The sequence below is a fragment of the Streptomyces sp. NPDC047981 genome (assembly GCF_040653315.1).
Classification (GTDB): domain Bacteria; phylum Actinomycetota; class Actinomycetes; order Streptomycetales; family Streptomycetaceae; genus Streptomyces.
The window spans coordinates 109,356-127,595 of the sequence record NZ_JBEZNQ010000006.1 but is presented as its reverse complement, the minus strand read 5'-3'; the positions used below and the strand labels follow the sequence as shown (position 1 = coordinate 127,595).

The 18,240-nt window shown below is 72.4% G+C and carries 16 protein-coding genes; 13 read left to right on the top strand and 3 right to left on the bottom strand.

Translation table 11 applies throughout. The annotated features are described in order from the left end of the window. Positions 1-11: 11 nt before the first annotated feature. The 4 genes from AB0E14_RS06115 (at position 12) to allB (ending at position 4,980) form a co-directional block, all read left to right on the top strand. Positions 12-1,148, top strand: a complete 1,137-nt coding sequence (locus tag AB0E14_RS06115) for an LLM class flavin-dependent oxidoreductase (RefSeq protein WP_362412767.1) — start codon at positions 12-14, stop codon at positions 1,146-1,148. A gap of 198 nt (positions 1,149-1,346) precedes the next feature. Then, entirely contained in the window at positions 1,347-2,828 is a 1,482-nt protein-coding gene (locus tag AB0E14_RS06110; RefSeq protein ID WP_362412764.1) for an NCS1 family nucleobase:cation symporter-1, read from the top strand. Positions 2,829-2,884: 56 nt separating this feature from the next. After that, complete coding sequence (locus AB0E14_RS06105; protein WP_362412761.1) at positions 2,885-3,610, top strand: aspartate/glutamate racemase family protein; 726 nt, start codon at positions 2,885-2,887, stop codon at positions 3,608-3,610. A 32-nt stretch (positions 3,611-3,642) separates the two neighbouring features. Beyond that, positions 3,643-4,980 (top strand): allantoinase AllB, encoded by a 1,338-nt coding sequence (allB, locus tag AB0E14_RS06100; protein ID WP_362412758.1) that lies wholly within the window; start codon positions 3,643-3,645, stop codon positions 4,978-4,980. A gap of 4 nt (positions 4,981-4,984) precedes the next feature. Here the strand turns inward: allB and AB0E14_RS06095 are convergent, their stop codons facing one another. From AB0E14_RS06095 to AB0E14_RS06085, 3 genes are all read right to left on the bottom strand, one after another. Further along, positions 4,985-5,875, bottom strand: coding sequence for a DUF4436 domain-containing protein (locus AB0E14_RS06095; protein ID WP_362412755.1), 891 nt, complete (start codon positions 5,873-5,875; stop codon positions 4,985-4,987). A gap of 2 nt (positions 5,876-5,877) precedes the next feature. Further along, positions 5,878-7,041, bottom strand: a complete 1,164-nt coding sequence (locus AB0E14_RS06090; protein WP_362412752.1) for an agmatine deiminase family protein — start codon at positions 7,039-7,041, stop codon at positions 5,878-5,880. 333 nt (positions 7,042-7,374) lie between these two features. After that, on the bottom strand, positions 7,375-8,016 hold the full coding sequence (locus AB0E14_RS06085; protein ID WP_362412749.1) for a TetR/AcrR family transcriptional regulator: 642 nt from the start codon (positions 8,014-8,016) through the stop codon (positions 7,375-7,377). Between the two features lie 133 nt (positions 8,017-8,149). On the opposite strand from AB0E14_RS06085, the gene AB0E14_RS06080 reads away from it, so the two are divergent. From AB0E14_RS06080 to AB0E14_RS06040, 9 genes are all read left to right on the top strand, one after another. Next, the gene (locus AB0E14_RS06080; RefSeq protein WP_362412746.1) at positions 8,150-9,727 is read left to right on the top strand and encodes a serine/threonine-protein kinase; all 1,578 of its coding nucleotides are present in this window, start codon (positions 8,150-8,152) and stop codon (positions 9,725-9,727) included. 23 nt (positions 9,728-9,750) lie between these two features. Continuing rightward, complete coding sequence (locus AB0E14_RS06075) at positions 9,751-10,332, top strand: TetR/AcrR family transcriptional regulator (protein WP_362412743.1); 582 nt, start codon at positions 9,751-9,753, stop codon at positions 10,330-10,332. Between the two features lie 289 nt (positions 10,333-10,621). After that, positions 10,622-11,635, top strand: coding sequence for an agmatine deiminase family protein (locus AB0E14_RS06070; RefSeq protein WP_362412740.1), 1,014 nt, complete (start codon positions 10,622-10,624; stop codon positions 11,633-11,635). A gap of 115 nt (positions 11,636-11,750) precedes the next feature. Next, positions 11,751-13,457 carry an ABC transporter substrate-binding protein gene (locus AB0E14_RS06065; protein WP_362412737.1) on the top strand — a complete coding sequence of 569 codons (1,707 nt, stop codon included), beginning with the start codon at positions 11,751-11,753 and terminating at the stop codon, positions 13,455-13,457. Further along, the gene (locus AB0E14_RS06060) at positions 13,454-14,422 is read left to right on the top strand and encodes an ABC transporter permease (RefSeq protein ID WP_362412734.1); all 969 of its coding nucleotides are present in this window, start codon (positions 13,454-13,456) and stop codon (positions 14,420-14,422) included. Before AB0E14_RS06065 ends, AB0E14_RS06060 begins: the two co-directional genes overlap by 4 nt. Then, entirely contained in the window at positions 14,419-15,279 is an 861-nt protein-coding gene (locus tag AB0E14_RS06055) for an ABC transporter permease (protein WP_362412731.1), read from the top strand. The genes AB0E14_RS06060 and AB0E14_RS06055 overlap by 4 nt, the downstream gene beginning before the upstream one ends. Then, positions 15,276-16,277 carry an ABC transporter ATP-binding protein gene (locus AB0E14_RS06050; protein ID WP_362412728.1) on the top strand — a complete coding sequence of 334 codons (1,002 nt, stop codon included), beginning with the start codon at positions 15,276-15,278 and terminating at the stop codon, positions 16,275-16,277. Before AB0E14_RS06055 ends, AB0E14_RS06050 begins: the two co-directional genes overlap by 4 nt. Continuing rightward, complete coding sequence (locus AB0E14_RS06045) at positions 16,270-17,106, top strand: ATP-binding cassette domain-containing protein (protein ID WP_362412724.1); 837 nt, start codon at positions 16,270-16,272, stop codon at positions 17,104-17,106. The genes AB0E14_RS06050 and AB0E14_RS06045 overlap by 8 nt, the downstream gene beginning before the upstream one ends. A gap of 1 nt (position 17,107) precedes the next feature. Next, positions 17,108-18,223 (top strand): agmatine deiminase family protein, encoded by a 1,116-nt coding sequence (locus AB0E14_RS06040; RefSeq protein ID WP_362412721.1) that lies wholly within the window; start codon positions 17,108-17,110, stop codon positions 18,221-18,223. Positions 18,224-18,240: the final 17 nt, after the last annotated feature.

Below are 18,240 nucleotides of genomic sequence, written 5' to 3'. Positions count from 1 at the left end.
GAGCACCGTTCATGCCCGCCATCCCGCTGGGGGTCCTCGACCTCGTCCCGATATCGTCCGGTTCGACCGCGGGCGAGGCGCTGCGCAACACCATCGACCTGGCCCGGCAGGCCGAGCGGTTCGGCTACGCCCGCTACTGGTTCGCCGAGCACCACCTCAACCCCGGGGTGGCCGGCGCCTCGCCCGCCGTGGTTCTGGCCCTGACCGCCTCCGCCACCTCGACGATCCGGATCGGTTCGGGGGCCGTACAGCTCGGTCACCGTACGGCCCTGTCCACCGTCGAGGAGTTCGGTCTGATCGACGCCCTGCACCCCGGGCGTCTCGACCTTGGCCTCGGCCGTTCCGGTGGGCGCCCTTCGGGTCCGCCGCCCGGGTCCGCCGACACCGCCACGGGGGTGGTCGCCGGGCGCGCGCCCAACGGCCTCGCGATCCCGCCGCGGTTCTCCTTCGAGCACCTCGTCGACTCGCCGCGCTTCCGCGCCCAGCACCAGCTCCTGCACCTGCCCGGCGCCCGCTCCCAGGAGTACGGCGAACAGGTCGACGACATCCTCGCGCTGCTGCGCGGCGAGTACCGCTCCGCCGACGGGGTCGAGGTGCACGCCGTGCCCGGCGAGGGGGCGGAGGTGGAGGTCTGGATCCTCGGCAGCAGCGGCGGGACGAGCGCCGAGGTCGCGGGCCGCAACGGGCTGCGCTTCGCCGCGAACTACCACGTCAGCCCGGCGACCGTCCTGGAGGCGGCCGAGGGCTATCGCGCCGCCTTCAAGCCGTCCGAGCGGCTCGACCGGCCGTACGTCAGCGTCTCCGCCGATGTCGTCGTGGCGGAGGACGACGAGACCGCGCGCGAGCTGGCCACCGGCTACGGCCTCTGGGTCCGCTCCATCCGCTCCGGCGAGGGCGCCATCCCGTTCCCGACCCCGGACGAGGCCTTGGACCACGACTGGACCGAGGCGGACCTGACGCTCGTCGCCGACCGCGTGGACACCCAGTTCGTCGGCTCTCCCGCCCGGGTCGCCGACCACCTGGAGCAGCTCCAGGAGGCGACGGGCGCGGACGAGCTGCTGATCACCACGATCACGCACGACCACGCCGACCGGGTCCGCTCGTACCGGCTCCTCGCGGAGGAGTGGTATCGCCGGCACCCGCGCTGAATCGGCGTCCGCTCCACCGGAGGGCCCGCTTCCGCCCCGCCCATGGGGCGCGGAAGCGGGCCCTCCGCCCATTCAATCAGACGATCCTACGAAGAATGCCCCGGCTGTTGACGCTCTCTTTGGCGAAAACTACGTTCTGTCTCGCGGAATTCAAGTTCCACTCTGTGGAAACTCCCTATGATCTGCGAGGCCTGCTCGATGACTGCCGTGGAGGACCGGTCGCACCCGACGACCACCGGAGCCGCTAGCTCCGTTCTGTACACCTACGACCTGGCCCCCACGAAGAGGGAAGGCCGCCGCTGGGGCGCGTACAACGTCTTCACCCTCTGGGCCAACGACGTCCACAGCCTCGGCAACTACGCGTTCGCCATCGGCCTCTTCGCGCTCGGACTGAACATCTGGGGCATCCTGGCCGCCTTCGTCCTCGCGTCGGTCCTGCTCTTCCTGCTGCTGACGCTCTCCGGGTTCATGGGCCACAAGACGGGAGTCCCCTTCCCCGTCATGAGCCGCATCGCCTTCGGCATCAGGGGCGCGAAGATCCCGGCGGCGGTCCGCGGCATCGTCGCCATCGCCTGGTTCGGCATCCAGACCTACCTCGCCTCCGCCGTCCTCAGCGCCCTGCTCCTGGCGATGTTCCCCGGCATGGCCGGCCTCGACGGGAACTCCTTCCTCGGCCAGTCGACCCTCGACTGGATCACCTTCCTGTCCCTCTGGGCGCTCCAGCTCCTCATCGTCAGCTACGGCATGCAGATGATCCGGAGGTACATGGCCTTCGCCGCGCCCACCACCTTGATCACGATGTGCGCCCTCGCCGTCTGGATGTTCGTGCGGGCCGACGCCTCGATCTCCGTCTCCGTCGACGCACCGCTCACCGGCGGAGCGATGTGGCTCCAGATCCTCCAGGCGGCGGCGCTCTGGGTGGTGATCTACGGGACGTTCGTCCTGAACTTCTGCGACTTCACCCGGTCGGCCACCAGCCGGAGTTCGATCGTGCGCGGCAACGTGATCGGCATACCGGTGAACATGCTGTTCTTCGCGGTGATCGTCGTGGTCCTCAGCGGCGCGCAGTTCACCCTCGACGGGCACGTCATCACCAGCCCCACGGACATCGTCCGCACCATCCCGAACATGGCGCTCCTCGCGACGGCCTCGCTCGCCCTGATCGCCCTCACGATCGCGGTGAACCTGCTGGCCAACTTCGTGGCCCCGATCTACGCCCTCATCGACCTGTTCCCGCGGCGGCTGAACTTCCGCCGCGCCGGAGTGGTGAGCGCGGTCATCGGCCTCGCGATCCTGCCCTGGAACCTCTACGACAGCCCGATCGTCGTGAACTACTTCCTCGGCGGGCTCGGCGCCCTGCTCGGACCGCTCTTCGGCGTGATCATGGCCGACTACTGGCTGCTGCGGAAGTCCCGGGTCAACGTGCCCGACCTCTACACGGAGGACCCGCGGGGCGAGTACCACTACTGCGGCGGCTTCAACCCGCGGGCCGTCGCCGCCTTCGTGCCCAGCGCCGGCATCGCCGTGGTCGTCGCCCTGGTGCCCTTCTTCCACGCGGTGGCCGGGTTCTCCTGGTTCGTCGGCGCCGTCCTCGCCGCCGTCGTGTACGCGCTGATCGCGGACCGCACGGCCCCCATCCAGGACGTGGACGGCGAGTCCATCGCCGTCGCCGCCGAATGAGCCACCGCGTCGAACCGGTCCAGCAGATCCGTCGGAACGTACGGAAGACAACAGCCATGCGCATCCTCGTCGCCAACGTCAACACCACGCCGTCCATCACCGCGTCCATCGGCGAGCAGGCCGCCTCCGCCGCCTCGCCCGGCACCGAGATCGTCCCGCTGACCCCCGCCTTCGGGGCGGAGTCCGTCGAGGGCAACTACGAGAGCTACCTGGCCGCCATCGCCGTGATGGAGACCGTCCGCGCCTACCCCGAGCCCTTCGACGCCGTGATCCAGGCGGGCTACGGCGAGCACGGCCGCGAAGGACTCCAGGAACTGCTCGACGTCCCGGTCGTCGACATCACGGAGGCCGCCGCGAGCACCGCCCAGTTCCTGGGACGCAGCTACTCCGTCGTCACGAGCCTCGACCGCACGGTCCCGCTGATCGAGGAGCGGCTGCACGCGGCCGGCCTCAGCGCGCGCTGCGCCTCCGTGCGGGCCAGCGGGCTCGCCGTGCTCGACCTGGAGCGGGACGAGAAGGCGGCGGTCGACGCCATCGTCGAACAGGCGGCGAGGGCCGTGGAGGACGACCGGGCCGAGGTGATCTGCCTCGGCTGCGGGGGCATGTCCGGCCTCACCGAACGCGTCGTGGAACGCACGGGAGTCCCCGTGGTCGACGGGGTGACGGCGGCCGTGACGATCGCCGAGTCCCTCGTCCGCCTGGGCCTGTCGACGTCGAAGGTCCGCACGTACGCGCCGCCGCGCCCGAAGCGGATCGTCAACTGGCCCCCGAGGTCCCGCTGATCCCGCAGCCCCTTCCAGGAGAGGAACGTCCGTTGCCCGAAGTACAGCTCGTCCTGCGCTCGACCCGTGTGATCACCCCGGAGGGCACGACCCCCGCGTCGATCGCGGTGTCCGACGGCACGATCGCCGGTGTGCTGCCGTACGACGCCGAGGTACCGGCCGGCGCCCGGCTCGAGGACGTCGGCGACGACGTCGTCCTGCCCGGACTCGTCGACACGCACGTGCATGTGAACGATCCCGGCCGCACGGAGTGGGAGGGCTTCTGGACCGCCACCCGCGCCGCGGCCGCCGGTGGCATCACCACGCTGCTCGACATGCCGCTGAACTCGCTCCCGCCCACCACGACCGTGGAGCACCTGCGGATCAAGCAGGAGGTGGCCCGTACGAAGGCGCACATCGACGTCGGCTTTTGGGGCGGCGCGCTGCCGGACAACGTGAAGGACCTGCGTCCCCTCTTCGACGCCGGTGTCTTCGGCTTCAAGTGCTTCCTGTCTCCGTCCGGCGTGGACGAGTTCCCGCAGCTCGACCAGGAGCAGCTGGCGAACTCGCTGGCCGAGATTGCCGGCTTCGACGGCCTGATGATCGTGCACGCCGAGGACCCGCACCACCTGGACGCGGCTCCGCAGAAGCCGGGGGAGAAGTACGCGGACTTCCTGGCCTCCCGGCCGCGCGACGCGGAGAATACGGCGATCGAGAACCTGATCGACCAGGCCCGCAGGCTCAACGCCCGTGTCCACGTGCTGCACCTGTCCTCCTCGGACGCGCTGCCGCTGATCCGGGCCGCGAAGGCCGAGGGCGTCAAGATCACCGTCGAGTCCTGCCCGCACTTCCTGACGCTGACGGCGGAGGAAGTGCCGGACGGGGCGACGGAGTTCAAGTGCTGTCCGCCGATCCGGGAGGCCTCGAACCAGGACGCGCTGTGGGACGGGCTCATCGACGGCACGATCGACTGCGTAGTGTCCGACCACTCGCCGTCGACGGCCGATCTCAAGACCGCCGACTTCGCCTCCGCCTGGGGCGGCATCTCCTCGCTCCAGCTCGGCCTGCCCGCGATCTGGACCGAGGCACGGCGCCGCGGCCGGAGCCTGGAGGACGTCGTCCGCTGGATGGCGGAGGGCCCGGCCCGGCTGGCGGGCCTGGACCGCAAGGGAGCGATCGAGGTGGGCCGCGACGCCGACTTCGCCGTCCTCGACCCCGAGGCGACCTTCACCGTCGACCCGGCCGACCTGGAGCACCGCAACCGGGTGACGGCGTACGCGGGCAAGACCCTGCACGGTGTGGTGACGTCGACCTGGCTGCGCGGTGAGCGCATCGCCGACCGCGGCAACCTGGCCGAGCCCACCGGCCGCCTCCTCGCGCGGGGCGACTGAACGTCTACGGCTGCGCGGGCGCGGGCGCGGGCTCCGACGGCACCGGGCCCTCCGCCCGCACGGCGCCGACGACCACCACGATCACGCAGAACGCGATCAGTATCTCTGCCCAGAAGAAGGCGAGATAGTCGAGCAGGCTCCCGATCGGCGGAGCGCCCGGGGCGGTGTTGCGGAAGGCGGCGAGGGCGAAGAGCGTGGCCGCCATCCAGCCCAGGGCGGGCCAGGTCAGGCCCTTGCGGCGGCGTACGAGGTACCAGCCGCCCATGAGGACGGCGACCGTCAGGGCCCACATCGCCACCATCATGAACACGGCGAAGACGAGGGCGCTGCCCGACCGGGCGGCCTCGACCGAGAAGACCGCGGCGCCCCGGATCTCCGAGGCGTCGGCGGCGAGGGAGAACAGGGTGTCGCCGTTGGAGAGCCGCATCCGTACGGGCACGCTCTCACCACCCTGGACGGCGGCGAACTCCAGCTCCGTGGCGTACGTGTCGAAGGGGTAGTCCGTGATCGGGCCGCCCGACAGCGCGACGGGCACGTCGACGGTGGCGATGCGGCCGTGGGCGGGGAAGGTGAGGTCGCCGCGGACGGCGGGCGAGGTCTGCAGCGTCAGGTTCTCGGCGGGCGAGAGCCCGCCCGCCTCGGCGAGGGCTCCGCGCGGTGTCACCAGGACCCGCAGCACCAGCTCCCGGCCGGCCGCGTCGACGCGCTGCACGGTGGCGTCGATGTCGATCCGGTCGGGAGCCGCGCTGCCTGCCTCGTAGCGGGTGTCCAGGTCCTGGCGTTCGCCGTACTGGAGCCAGAACCCGCAGACGACGGCCGCCGCGACGGCGAGGAGGACGAGCAGGGCGCCGAGGAGTGCGCCGCGAGGCCGCGACGGGGGTCGTCTGCGGGTCACGGTCAGGCCGCGGGCTTTCCGGGCTGCTCGTGCGTCGCGCAGTGGATGCCACCGCCGCCGGAGGCGATGGTGTCGATCTGCAGCTGCACGATGTCCCGCTTCGGGAAGTGCTCCTGGAGGATCGCCTTGGCCCGGGCGTCGGCCTTGCGGTCGCCGAACTTGGGCAGGAACACGGAGTCGTTGGCGATGTAGAAGTTCGCGTAGGTGGACAGGAAGTCGTCGCCCTCGCCGGTGATCCGGTCGGGGTCGGGCTGCTGGAGGTCGATGATCTCGAAGGGTCGCCCCTTCGCGTCGGTCGCCGTGTCGAGCACCGAGCGGGCCTGGTCGGCCGAGCGGGACCAGGAGTCCGGGGGAGTGCCCGGGAAAGCCTGGTCGAGCAGGACGACGCCGGGCGCGACGAAGCGGACGAGGCTGTCCACGTGCGCGTCGGTGATGTCCTCGCCGCGGACGCCCTTCAGCCAGATCACCTTCTCCACGCCGAGGTACTCGACGAGCTCGTCCTCGATCTGGTCCCGGCTCTTCCCGCGATTGCGGTTGTCGTTGACGATCGAGCTCTCGGTGATGAGGAGGGTGCCCTCGCCGTCGGTCTCGAAGGAACCGCCCTCGGCGACGAGCGGCGCCACCTCGCGCGGGATGCCGTACTTGGCGAGCAACTTGCGGCCCACCTGGGAGTCGTTGGCGTGCTCCTGCTTGTTGCCCCAGCCGTTGAAGTTGAAGTCGACCCCGACGAGCTTGCCGTCGTCCTCGACGAAGACGGGGACGGTGTCGCGGGTCCAGAGGTCGTCGACGGCGAGCGGGATGACCTCGACCTGCGACCCGCACGCCCGCTGGGCCGCCGCCACCTGGTCGGGGCGGGCCATCAGCACGACCGCCTCGTACTCCCCGATGGCCCGCGCGATCCGGGCGATGTCCTCCCGGACGTAGGGCAGGTCGTCCTCCCAGACCGAGGCGAGGGCCGGCCAGGACATGAACGTACGCGTGTGGCTCTCCCATTCGGCGCCGAAGCGGCGCTCGCCACCGGCGGCCGGGGTGCGGCCGGGGGCGGTGGTGGTGTCTCCGCTGACGGGCGCCTCCGGTCCGCAGGCTGCCGCACCGAGGCCGAGGGCGGCGCCGATGCCGGCGAAGGCACGCAAGGCGGTGCGGCGGGAAGGGAGGAAGTGGGACACAACGTACTCCGTTCGTGGGCTGGCGAGACTATCCGGCGGCGGCCTGACGGGTCGCGGTGACGCGGCGCGGCGGCGGAATCGCGGGCCTTGGCTTCACGCGGATGGCGGCCGGTGTGACGGCTGGGCCGGGCGTGAGTGGGGGTGGCCGTGAACGCCACTGTGGCACTGACTGGATTTTCAGTCAAATGGCGAGGGCGGGTGGCTGGGCGTCTGTGGCCCCCGTCCGCGGTCCATGTCCGCGGTCCGTGTCTGTGGCCCTGTCCGCGGTCCGTGTCCGCGGTCCGTGTCTGTGGCGCCCGTCCGCGGTCCCTGGCCCGGTGCGGTCGCGTCTCGTCAGCCGACGGGGCAGGCGGTACGCGACCCGGGCCGGTGCGGCCGCTCGGCCTCCTGCGCGTCTCCGGGCCGCCGCAACGCCTCGACCTCCGCCGTGATCGCCTCCCGCATCAGCTCCGAGGCGTGGCCGACCGGCAGCAGGCCGATCAGCCACCGGGTGCTCAGGCCCTCCAGGAGGACCGTGAGCCGCTCGGCGGCGCCGACCAGGGCGGCGTCGGGGGCCGCCGGGGTGGTCCCGCCCAGGAGGTCGGCGATCTCCCGGACCCACTCGTGGCCGGCCCGCGCCAGCTCCTCCCGCAGCTCCGGTTCGAAGACGGCGCTGGCCCGCAGCTCCGCCCAGGCCGTGCTGTTCTCCCGCACCTCGGGAGTGTCCTGGAGTTCCAGGAGGAGTCGGCGCTCCAGGGGTTCGTCGCGGGTGTACCGCTCCGCCCGGTCGCCGATGAAGCGCAGGGTGTGGCGCAGGAGGTCGGCGCGGTCCCCGAAGTGGTAGTAGACGAGCGCCTTGGAGACGCGGGCCTCGGCCGCCAGCTCCTCCATCCGCAGTCCGCGCACCCCGCGCCGTGCGATCACCCGGGCCGCGGCCTCCAGGATCGCCGTCTTCCTGTCCTTCGTCGCGCGCTGTGCCGTCCTGCGCTCCGCCATCGTCTGCTCCTTCACCGGGTCCGAGATCGACCGTCGAGATTGACTGAAACTTTAGTCAACAGGCACTCTCGGGCGCAGGGCGTGCCGTGCGCCCCATCGGCCCCGCCGTTCCGTACCGCCGAAAGAGCAGCCCATGTCCTCGACCCAGCCGCCCGTGGCGCAGCCGGTCCACCCGCCGCTGACGCCCGACGACCCGCACGAGATAGGTGGCTACCGGCTCCAGGCCCGGCTGGGCTCGGGTGGCATGGGGGTCGTCTACCTCGCCCACACACCGGGCGGGCGGCCCATCGCGCTGAAGGCCGTCCGCGAGGACTTCGCGGCCGACCCCGAGTTCCGCCTGCGCTTCGCCCAGGAGGTCGCGAGCGCGCGCCGCATCCACGGCCTCTTCACCGCGCAGGTGGTGGACGCCGACGCCGACGACGCCGTGCCCTGGCTCGCCACCGCCTATGTGGCGGGTCCCTCGCTGCAGCAGGTGGTCGAGCGTCACGGCCCGCTCCCCGCGCCCACCGTCCTGCTGCTCGTCGCCGGGATCGCCGAGGCCCTCCAGGTCATCCACGGGGCCGGGGTGATCCACCGGGACCTCAAGCCCGCCAACGTCCTCGTGGCCGAGGACGGCCCGCGCGTCATCGACTTCGGCATCGCCCGCGCGGCCGACGCCACCGGGCTCACCGGCACCGGACTGAGGATCGGCACCGCCGCGTACATGGCCCCCGAGCAGGCGCTCGGGCACGCCGTGACGCCCGCCACCGACGTCTTCGCGCTCGGCGCACTGGCCGCCTACGTGGCCGGCGGAGCCCTGCCCTTCGGGGCGGGGCCCGAGTCGGCGGCCCTCTACCGCGTGGTCCACGAGCCGGCCGACCTCTCCCGCGTACCGGAGGAACTGCGCGAGATCGTGGGGCGTTGCCTGACCAAGGCGCCCGAGCGGCGCCCCACTCCGGCCGAGCTGATCGCGGCCGTCCGCGCGCACCCCGCCGTGGGCGCGACGCCCGAGTTCGGCGCGGTCGGGCGGGAGGTCATGCGCCGGTCCGGCACCCCCGCCGCCGCGGACGAGCGGGCCGCCACCCCGGTCCCCACGCACCGCGTCCGCACGGAGCACGTCCGTACCGAGCACGTCCGCACGGAGCACGCCCGTACCGCGCACGTCCCCACGCAGCACGCCAGGACGGACCGACCTTCGCCGGGCCACGCCCCGCACGGCAGAGGCCGCCGCGGATCGCGGCGGGGCCGTACGGCGCTGGTGGCCGCGACCGCCGTCCTCGCCGGGCTCGCGGTGACGGCCGGGGCCGTGTACTGGCTCGGGGACCCGGGAGACGCCGGGGCGGGCGTCGCGTACGACCCGGGCTACGCCGACGTGGAGCTGACCGCCCCCGACGACGGTTACGAGTTCGACCTGGCGGCCGGGAAGGTGGCGCCCGCCGAGACCGCCGCCTGGTATCTCGCCCGCGACAAGGGCGGGTTCGTGCTTCCCGAGGACACCGACGCCTTCGTCGCCTCCGGGTACGCCCTCGGTCCTGCCGACTGCGAGCGCGGGATCGACGCGGAACCCGTGACGAGCCTGCCGTACGAAGAGCTCGCCGACGAGCGGCCGTTCTGCGTGCGCAGCGCCGACGGCAAGCGGCTCGTCGTGGCCCGGCTGGTCGACGCGGCCCCCTCGGCGGCCGGCGGCGGGCCCGTCACGCTCGTCCTGAGCCAGTACCGGCGTCAGGGCTGACCGGGCCGGATAGGGTTCGTGGCATGGCGTCTCGTAGTACTCAGATCCTGGAAGCGGCCGCACGGGTGATCGCCCGGCGCGGTGTCCGCGGGCTGCGCGTGGAGGAACTGGCCGAAGAGGCGGGGGTCTCCACCGGTCTGATCTACTACCACTTCAAGGACCGCACCGGGATCCTGCGCCACACGTTGGAGTTCATCAACGACCGGGCCGAGCGCTACACCACCGTGCAGGAGGCCGGAGCGGAGCCGCCGAGTCCGCGTGAGGAACTCGACCAGGTCCTGCTCCTCGAACTCCAGGACACCCCCGAGGTGCGGGAGAACAGCACGGCCTGGGGCGAACTGAGGGCGAGCGCCGTCTTCGACCCGGTCCTGCGCGAGGACCTCGCCCGGGCGACCCTGGTGTGGGTGCAGGAGGTGGCCGGGCTCCTGGGCCAGGTGCAGCCCCTCACGCCGGCCGTCAGGCTCGCGGCGGCCGCGGAACGGCTCACGGCGCTCCTCGAAGGGCTGAGCATGCGCTGGCTGAGCGGCGGCCTCGCGATCGAGCACGCGCGCACCCTCCTGTCGGAGGCCGTCGAGGTCGAGCTGGCGCGGTTGCGGCAGCCGTAGCGGGCCCCCTCCGTCCCTGCGGTAGGGGGCGGGCTCCCTCCGCCCCTGCGCCTGGAGGTACGGGCGCGCCCCCGGCCCAGGTGCCCCCAGGCCATTGACTGAAATTTCAGTCAGTGTCACAGTGAGTTCATCGCAGAGCCCTCCGGGCCGACCGTGCACCCCGCGTCCGAGTGGCTCGGCCCCGCCTCGGGAGCCTCGCCGTGATTCCCCGGCCTCCTCTCGCCCAGAGCCTTGACTGAAAATTCAGTTAAGACCATCATCCTCTCCAACGACCGAAAAGAGACCTCTCATGACCGGTTTCCGTATGCCCGCCGAGTGGGACGAGCACGAGGGCTGCCTGATGGCCTGGCCCACCCGCGAGGAGCTGTGGGGCGGCGTCCTGTCCGCCGTGAAGTGGGAGTACTCCGAGGTCGCCCGGGCGATCTCGCGCTTCGAGCCCGTCACGATGGTCGCCCCGCCCGGCTACGGCGGCGAGGCCCGCACCCACTGCGGTGACGACGTCACCGTCATCGAACTGCCCCTCGACGACTCCTGGTTCCGCGACTCCGCGCCCCTCTTCGTCCTCGACGAGGACGGGAACCGGGCCGGTGTCGACTTCCGCTTCAACGCCTGGGGGCGCAAGCACCACCCCTACGACTCCGACGACCGGATCAGCGCCCTGCTCCTGGACCACCTCGGCGTCGACCGCATCGCCTCCGACATGATCCTCGAAGGCGGGGCGATCACCGTCGACGGCGAGGGCACCCTCATCACCACCGAGCAGTGCCTCCTCCACCCCAACCGCAACCCGGACCTGACCCGGGACGAGATCGAGGCCGAGCTGAAGGCACGGCTCGGGGTCGAGAAGGTGATCTGGCTCCCGTACGGCGGACTGCTCGACACCGAGACCGACGGGCACGTCGACGGCGTCTGCGCCTTCGCCGCCCCCGGCAAGGTCGTCGTCTCCCTGCCCGCGGACCCCGCGCACCCCGACCACGCCCGGATGCGCGCCAACCGCGCCGTCCTGGAGGTCTCCACCGACGCCAAGGGCCGGGCCCTGGAGATCGTCGACGTGCCCCAGACCGCGTTCGGCGAGGTCGCCGGCGTGCAGATCGAGGTCTCGTACCTCAACTACTACCTGGCCAACGGCGGCCTCGTGGTCCCCGTGGCCGGCGTGCCCCAGGATCTGGCCGCCATGGAGGTGCTCGCCGCTGCCCACCCGGACCGCAAGGTCGTCGGCGTCCCCGCCCCGGTGATCGCGTACGGCGGTGGTGGCGTCCACTGCATCACCCAGCAGCTCCCGGCGCCCCGCCCCCGCGCGTAGGGCCACCGGGCCGCGGCGGCGACGCCCCCGCCGCACCCTCACCCCTCCCTCTCACCCCTCCCTCCCCTCGGCACCCACCCTCTCCCCACCCGCCGTACCGAAAGAGAGCGCGACGATGAGCACCGCACCGCCCCCGCCCCGCGTCCCCGGACGCCGTAAGGCCAGGACCGCGCTCGCGGCCCTCGCCTCGCTCGCCGTGCTCACCGGCCTCGCGGCCTGCGCCGGTCCGCCCCGTGCCGGGGCGGACGGAACCGGTGCCTCGTTCGCGCTCTCGGCCGGTACGCCCGAGCCCACGGGCGAGATCGACTCCTTCACCTGGGCGCTCTACGCCGAACCGCCCACGCTCGACCACACGATGGCGTTCGACTACCCGCAGAACACCATCCTCTCCAACGTCTGCGAGAGCCTGATGCGCTGGACGCCCCGGCTCACCCTCGAACCGGGACTCGCCCGCAAGGCCACCAACCCCGACCCGAACACCTGGGTGTACGACCTGCGCGAGGGCGTACGGTTCCACGACGGCCGGACGATGACGGCGGACGACGTCGTCTTCAGCCTGGGCCGGCAGACGGACCCCGCGAACGCCGCCGCCTGGGCGCAGAACTTCCAGAACGTCGCCTCCGTGCGCAAGACCGGCCCCCTCCAGGTCACCGTCAAGCTGAAGAAGCCCGACTCGCAGTTCCCGCAGTACATGGCGACCGCCGCCGGTGTCGTCGCCTCCAAGGCGGGCGTCACCGCGGCCGGCGCCGACTACGGCACCTCCGGCGGCCTCGCCTGCACCGGCCCCTTCACCCTCGGCGCCTGGCAGAAGGGCCAGTCGCTCGAACTGAAGCGCTTCGACGGCTACTGGGGCACCCGGGCCAAGGCCGGAAAGGTCGTCTTCCGCTTCCTCACCGACCCCTCCGCCCGCACCAACGCGCTGCTCAGCGGCGAGGCCGACGGCGGCTACCTCATCCCCACCGAGAGCTACGGACGCCTCAAGGACAGCGGCGTCGGCACCCTCTGGTTCGGCGAGGGGCTCAGCACGGTCAACCTCGGCATCACGAACATGCGGGGCGCGCTGGGTGACGTCCGCGTCCGCCAGGCGCTCTCCCTCGCCCTGGACCGCTCCGGCTTCGTCAAGGCCGGGCTCGGCGGCGCCGGTACGGCCACCAGCTCTCTGACCACCCGCGCCGCCTGGGCGGCGGGCTCGCCGGACGTGCGCAAGGCCGCCTTCGCCGGACTGCCGTCCACCGAACGGGACGTCGAGAAGGCCCGCGCGCTCGTCAAGGAGGCCGGCGCCGAAGGCAAGACGCTGACCGTCGCCACCAGCTCCATCGGCCAAGACGTCTCCCTGCTCGCCACCGCCGTGCAGGCCGCGGGCAGCGAGATCGGGCTGCGGATCCAGCTCAAGTCCGTCGCCCCCAACGCCTTCACGGCGCTCTTCACCGACCCGGAGGCGCGCGAGGGCATCGACATGTTCCCGCTCACCTACTACGACTCGATCACCGACCCGCTGGACCTGCTGACGAACTTCAGGACCGGCGCGTACCTCAACTTCGCCGGGTACAGCGACAAGCGGTACGACGCCATCGTCGAGGAGGCCGTCTCCACCTACGACGAGGACCGGCGCCTGCGCATCGAGAGCGAGCTCCAGCGGCACGCCGCCGAGCAACTGCCGTGGATCCCGGTGGCCGAGTGGCCGACCGCCCTCTTCCTCAACAAGAGGATCACCGGGGCCCCGACCACCATCGCCTACATGTACTACCCGTGGGCCGCCGACGTCGGCGCCTCCGGAGCCGCCGGGGCCGAGCCCGCCACCCAGCCGGGGGCCGCGCCGTGAGATCCGCAGCATTCCTCAGGTTCGCCGCCCGACGGATCGCCGAGATGGCGGCCACCCTCCTCGTCGCCTCCTTCGTCGTCTTCGGCGCCATGTACCTGGCGCCCGGCAGCCCCGCGAGCTTCCTGCTCTCCGGCCGCTCCGCCTCGCCCGAGGCGCTCGCCGCCATCAACGCCCGCTACCACCTCGACGACCCCTTCGCCGAGCGCTACCTCCGCTGGCTCGGCGACATCGTCCAGGGCGACTTCGGGCGGTCCCTCACCTATCGCACCGACGTCTCGCGGCTCCTCGCCGACCGGCTGCCCACCACGCTGCTCCTGATCACCATGGCGCTCACCGTCGTGGTCGTCGTCGGACTCGTGCTCGGCAAGGTCGCGGCCGTACGCGGCGGCAGGACGGACACCGCCGTGCTCGTCGCCACCGCGCTCGCCGTCGGCACCCCGTCCTTCGTCGCGGCCGTCCTGCTCCAGGGCCTCTTCGCGGTCGGGCTCGGCTGGTTCCCCAGCGGCGGCGCCGGCGACGGCTTCCTCGACATGGTGTGGCACCTGACCCTGCCCGCGATCGCCCTCGCGCTCTACCTGATCGGCATGCTCGCCCGGGTCACCCGGGCCGCCATGCTCGACGCCCTCGACAGCGAGCACGTCACCGTGGCCCGCAGCCGGGGCGTCCCCGAACGCCAGGTCATCCGGCGCCATGTGCTGCGCAACTCGCTCGGCACCGTGCTCACCACCGGAGGCCTGATCGTCTCCACGCTCCTGGTCTGCACCGTCCTCGTGGAGACCGCCTTCAGCATCGGCGGCATCGGGCAGCTCCTCGAACTGGCCACCACGACCAAGGACTTCCCGACCGTGCAGGCCGTCTCCCTGATCATCGTGGCCCTGTTCATGGCCGTGAACCTCCTCGTCGACCTGCTGCTGCCGCTGGTCGATCCCCGGATCACCCTCGGCACGAGAGGGGCCACCGCATGACCGCCGTCCTGACCCGGCGCCCCGGACTCTCCCGGATCACCGCGCGCTCCGGCCGCTCCCCGCTCCACCTGGCCTGCCTGGGCTTCGTCGGGCTCGTCGTCCTCGCGGCGCTCCTCGCGCCCTTGCTGGCGCCCCACGACCCCAACGCCGTCGACCTCGGCGCCGCCCTCGCGGGCCCCTCCGCCGACCACCCGCTCGGCGCCGACACCGCCGGCCGCGACACCCTCTCCCGGCTGCTGCTCGGCGCCCGCACCTCCCTGCTCGGCCCGCTCGGCGTCGTCGCCCTGTCGACCCTCGCGGGAGTGGCCGTCGGCACCGCCGCGGCCTGGCGCGGCGGCTGGCTCGACTCCGTCCTCTCCCGGTCGACCGAACTCGTCTTCGCCTTCCCCGGCATGCTCCTGGCGATCCTCGTCGTCTCGGTGTACGGGGAGGGGCTGCTCGCCCCGGTCGCTGCGCTCGGCCTCGCGTACCTGCCGTACGTCAGCCGGCTCACCCGCACCCTGGTCCTCGCCGAACGGGCCCGCCCGTACGTCAGCGCCTACCAGGTGCAGGGGCACTCGGCGCTCCAGATCTGCCTGCGCCACATCCTGCCCAACATCGCCCCCGTCGTCCTCGCCCAGTCCACCATCAACTTCGGCTACGCCCTCATGGACCTCGCCGGTCTGTCCTTCCTCGGCCTCGGCGTGCCCCCGCTCACGCCCGACTGGGGCCGCATGGTCTTCGACGGCCAGACCGCCATCCAGCACGGCTACCCGCTCTCCGCGATCCTGCCGTGCGTCCTCGTCGTGCTCACCGTCGTCGCGTTCAACGTGGTCGGCGAGCGCTGGGCCGACCGCGTAGCCAGGAGAGCCCGATGAGCCCCAAGAGCCCGCCGCCCACGCTCGACATCCGCGGCCTGCGCCTCGAACTGCCCGGCACCGCCCGCCCCGTCCTCGACGGCGTCGACCTCACCGTCGGCCCCGGGGAGACCGTCGCCCTCGTCGGCGAGTCCGGCTCGGGCAAGTCCCTCACCTCACGCACCGCCCTGGGGCTCCTGCCGCCCGGCGCCGCCACCGAAGGCACCGTCCAGGTCGAGGGCCGTGACGTCCTCACCGCCTCCGCCGACCGGCTGCGCGCGCTGCGCGCCGGCACCGTCGCCATGATCTTCCAGGACCCGCGTGCCACCCTGAACCCGCTCCGCCGCATCGGGGACTTCCTCACCGAGGGCGTCCGCTCGACCGGGCTCATGGACGGGCCGAGGGCCACCGCGCGGGCGACCGAACTCCTCGACGCCGTGGGCCTCGACGCCGGCACGCTCCAGAAGTATCCGACGCAGGTCTCCGGCGGCATGCTCCAACGGGTCGTGATCGCCGCCGCGTTGATGGGCGACCCCGCCCTCCTCCTCGCCGACGAACCCACCACCGCGCTCGACGTCACCACCCAGGCCGAGGTGATCGCCCTGCTCGCCCGGCTCCGCGCGAGCTTCCGCACCGGGCTGCTCTTCGTCACCCACGACCTCGACCTCGCGGCGGCCATCAGCGACCGCGTCTACGTCATGTACGCGGGCCGGATCGCCGAGACCGGCCCAGCCGAAGCCCTCTTCGAGCGCCCCCGCCATCCGTACACCGCGGCCCTGCTCGCCTCCACACCCCGCCTGACCGCCCCCGGCGGCCGGCTCTCCGCCATCCCCGGCCAGCCGCCGGACCTGCGCACCCCGCTCAGCGGCTGCGCCTTCGCCGACCGCTGCCCCCTCGCCACCGGGATCTGCCGGGAGACCGCCCCGGAGGCCAGGCCCGCCCCGGGCCGTACCGAACACACCGCCGCCTGCCACCACAGCGACCGGCTCGCGGAAGAAGGAGCGGTCGTCGATGCCTGAAAGCGAACCCCTGCTGAGCGCGGCCGGCCTGAGCAGAACCTTCGGCGCCGTCAAGGCCGTCGACGACGTCTCCTTCACCCTGCCCGAGGGCGGCTCTCTCGGCATCGTCGGCGGATCGGGCTCCGGCAAGACCACGACCGCCCGCATCGTCGTCGGCCTGGAACGGGCCGACACCGGAGACGTACGGGTACGGGGCCTGGCCCGGCCCGCCCGGGCGCGCGGCCGGGCCCAGCGCCTCGCCCGGGCCCGCGAGGTCCAGATGGTCTTCCAGGACCCGTACCTCTCGCTCGACCCCAGGACGAGCGTCGAACGGGTCCTGCGGGAGACCCTGCGGCTGCACTTCCCCGACCGCGACCCCGAGCCCCGCATCAGGGAACTCCTCGACCAGGTCGGCCTCGGCACCCGCGCCGCCGACGCCCTGCCCCGGCAGCTCTCCGGCGGACAGCGCCAGCGCGTGGCCATCGCCCGGGCGCTCGCCGTCGAACCCGCGGTCCTCGTCCTGGACGAGGCGGTCGCCGCGCTCGACGTGTCCGTCCAGGCCCAGATCCTCAACCTGCTCGCGGAGATCCGCGAACGGACCCCGATCGGCTACCTGTTCATCACCCACGACCTCGGCGTGGTCCGGTGCGTCACCGACGAGGTCCTCGTCATGCACCGCGGCCGTGTCGTCGAGGCGGGCGCCACCAGCGAGGTGCTCGCCGCGCCGCACCACCCGTACACCCGGCTGCTCCTGGACTCCGTACCGCGCCCCGGCTGGAACCCGGACGGGATCGCGGCGGCCCGCCTGGAGCTGTCGTCCCCGCAGGCACACCCCCACACAGGAGGATGAAGTGACGCGATCCCTGAACAGGCGAGGATTCCTCGTCGCCGCCGGAGCGACCGCCGTCGGAGCGGCCCTCGCCACGACGACGAACCTCGGCCGGGCCACCGCGGCCGCCGGCACCTTCCGGGTCCCCAACGAGGAAGTCCGCCACACCCGCACCTGGATGGCCTGGCCGGACTCCACCTCCATCTGGGGGAACAAGCTGAGCGGCGTCCAGGCGGACATCGCCCTGATCGCCCGTACGATCGCCAAGTACGAGCCGGTCGTCATGTGCGCGAACTCCGGCAGCGCGGCCAAGGCCCGCCAGCAGTGCGGCTCCGCGGTCACCGTCCTCAGCACCATCCCCGTCGACGACGCCTGGATGCGGGACACCGGCGCCGTCTTCCGCACGGACGGCCAGGGCGGCCTGGACGCCGTCGGGCTCAACTTCAACGGCTGGGGCAACAAGCAGGCCCACGCCAAGGACGCCCTGGTGGCCGAGCGGATCGCCGCCTGGGTCGGTGTCCCGTTCACCTCCGCCGACCTCGTCGGCGAGGGCGGCGCCGTCGAGCAGGACGGCGCGGGCACCCTCATGGCCACCCGCAGCAGCCTGGTGAACCGCAACCGCAACCCCGGAATGACGGAACGCCAGATCGAGACGGCGCTGTTCGACGCGTACGGCGCCACCAAGATGATCTGGTTCGACGGCGTCCGCGGCCAGGACATCACCGACGACCACGTCGACGCCACGTCCCGCTTCCTCGCCCCCGGCGAGGCCCTCGTACAGATGCCCCTGGCCTCCGACAACGACGCCTACGCACGTGACGCGCGCCAGCAGTTCAGCATCCTGTCCGCCTCGACGACCGCGAACGGCGTCCCCATGGACACGATGAAGCTCCAGGGCCCGGACTACTACAAGATCCGCTCCACCAACCCGGACTTCCTGGCCTCCTACGCCAACTTCTACCTCTGCAACGGCGCCGTCATCAGCGCCCACTTCGGCGACACGAAGGCCGACCAGGCGGCCCGGGCGACCCTGGCCCGGCTCTACCCGGACCGGGTCATCGAGCAGCTGAACATCGACCGCCTCGGCACGGGCGGCGGCGGCATCCACTGCGTCACCCAGCAGCAGCCCGCCGCCTGACCCGGCCCCGCCGTCGC

Excerpts from the sequence above, each read along its gene's own strand:
- AB0E14_RS06115 (WP_362412767.1), top strand. The coding sequence starts at position 12 with ATGCCCGCCATCCCGCTGGGGGTCCTCGACCTCGTCCCGATATCGTCC.
- AB0E14_RS06110 (WP_362412764.1), top strand. The coding sequence starts at position 1,347 with ATGACTGCCGTGGAGGACCGGTCGCACCCGACGACCACCGGAGCCGCT.
- AB0E14_RS06105 (WP_362412761.1), top strand. The coding sequence starts at position 2,885 with ATGCGCATCCTCGTCGCCAACGTCAACACCACGCCGTCCATCACCGCG.
- AB0E14_RS06085 (WP_362412749.1), bottom strand. The coding sequence starts at position 8,016 with ATGGCGGAGCGCAGGACGGCACAGCGCGCGACGAAGGACAGGAAGACG.
- AB0E14_RS06080 (WP_362412746.1), top strand. The coding sequence starts at position 8,150 with ATGTCCTCGACCCAGCCGCCCGTGGCGCAGCCGGTCCACCCGCCGCTG.
- AB0E14_RS06075 (WP_362412743.1), top strand. The coding sequence starts at position 9,751 with ATGGCGTCTCGTAGTACTCAGATCCTGGAAGCGGCCGCACGGGTGATC.
- AB0E14_RS06070 (WP_362412740.1), top strand. The coding sequence starts at position 10,622 with ATGACCGGTTTCCGTATGCCCGCCGAGTGGGACGAGCACGAGGGCTGC.
- AB0E14_RS06065 (WP_362412737.1), top strand. The coding sequence starts at position 11,751 with ATGAGCACCGCACCGCCCCCGCCCCGCGTCCCCGGACGCCGTAAGGCC.
- AB0E14_RS06055 (WP_362412731.1), top strand. The coding sequence starts at position 14,419 with ATGACCGCCGTCCTGACCCGGCGCCCCGGACTCTCCCGGATCACCGCG.
- AB0E14_RS06050 (WP_362412728.1), top strand. The coding sequence starts at position 15,276 with ATGAGCCCCAAGAGCCCGCCGCCCACGCTCGACATCCGCGGCCTGCGC.
- AB0E14_RS06045 (WP_362412724.1), top strand. The coding sequence starts at position 16,270 with ATGCCTGAAAGCGAACCCCTGCTGAGCGCGGCCGGCCTGAGCAGAACC.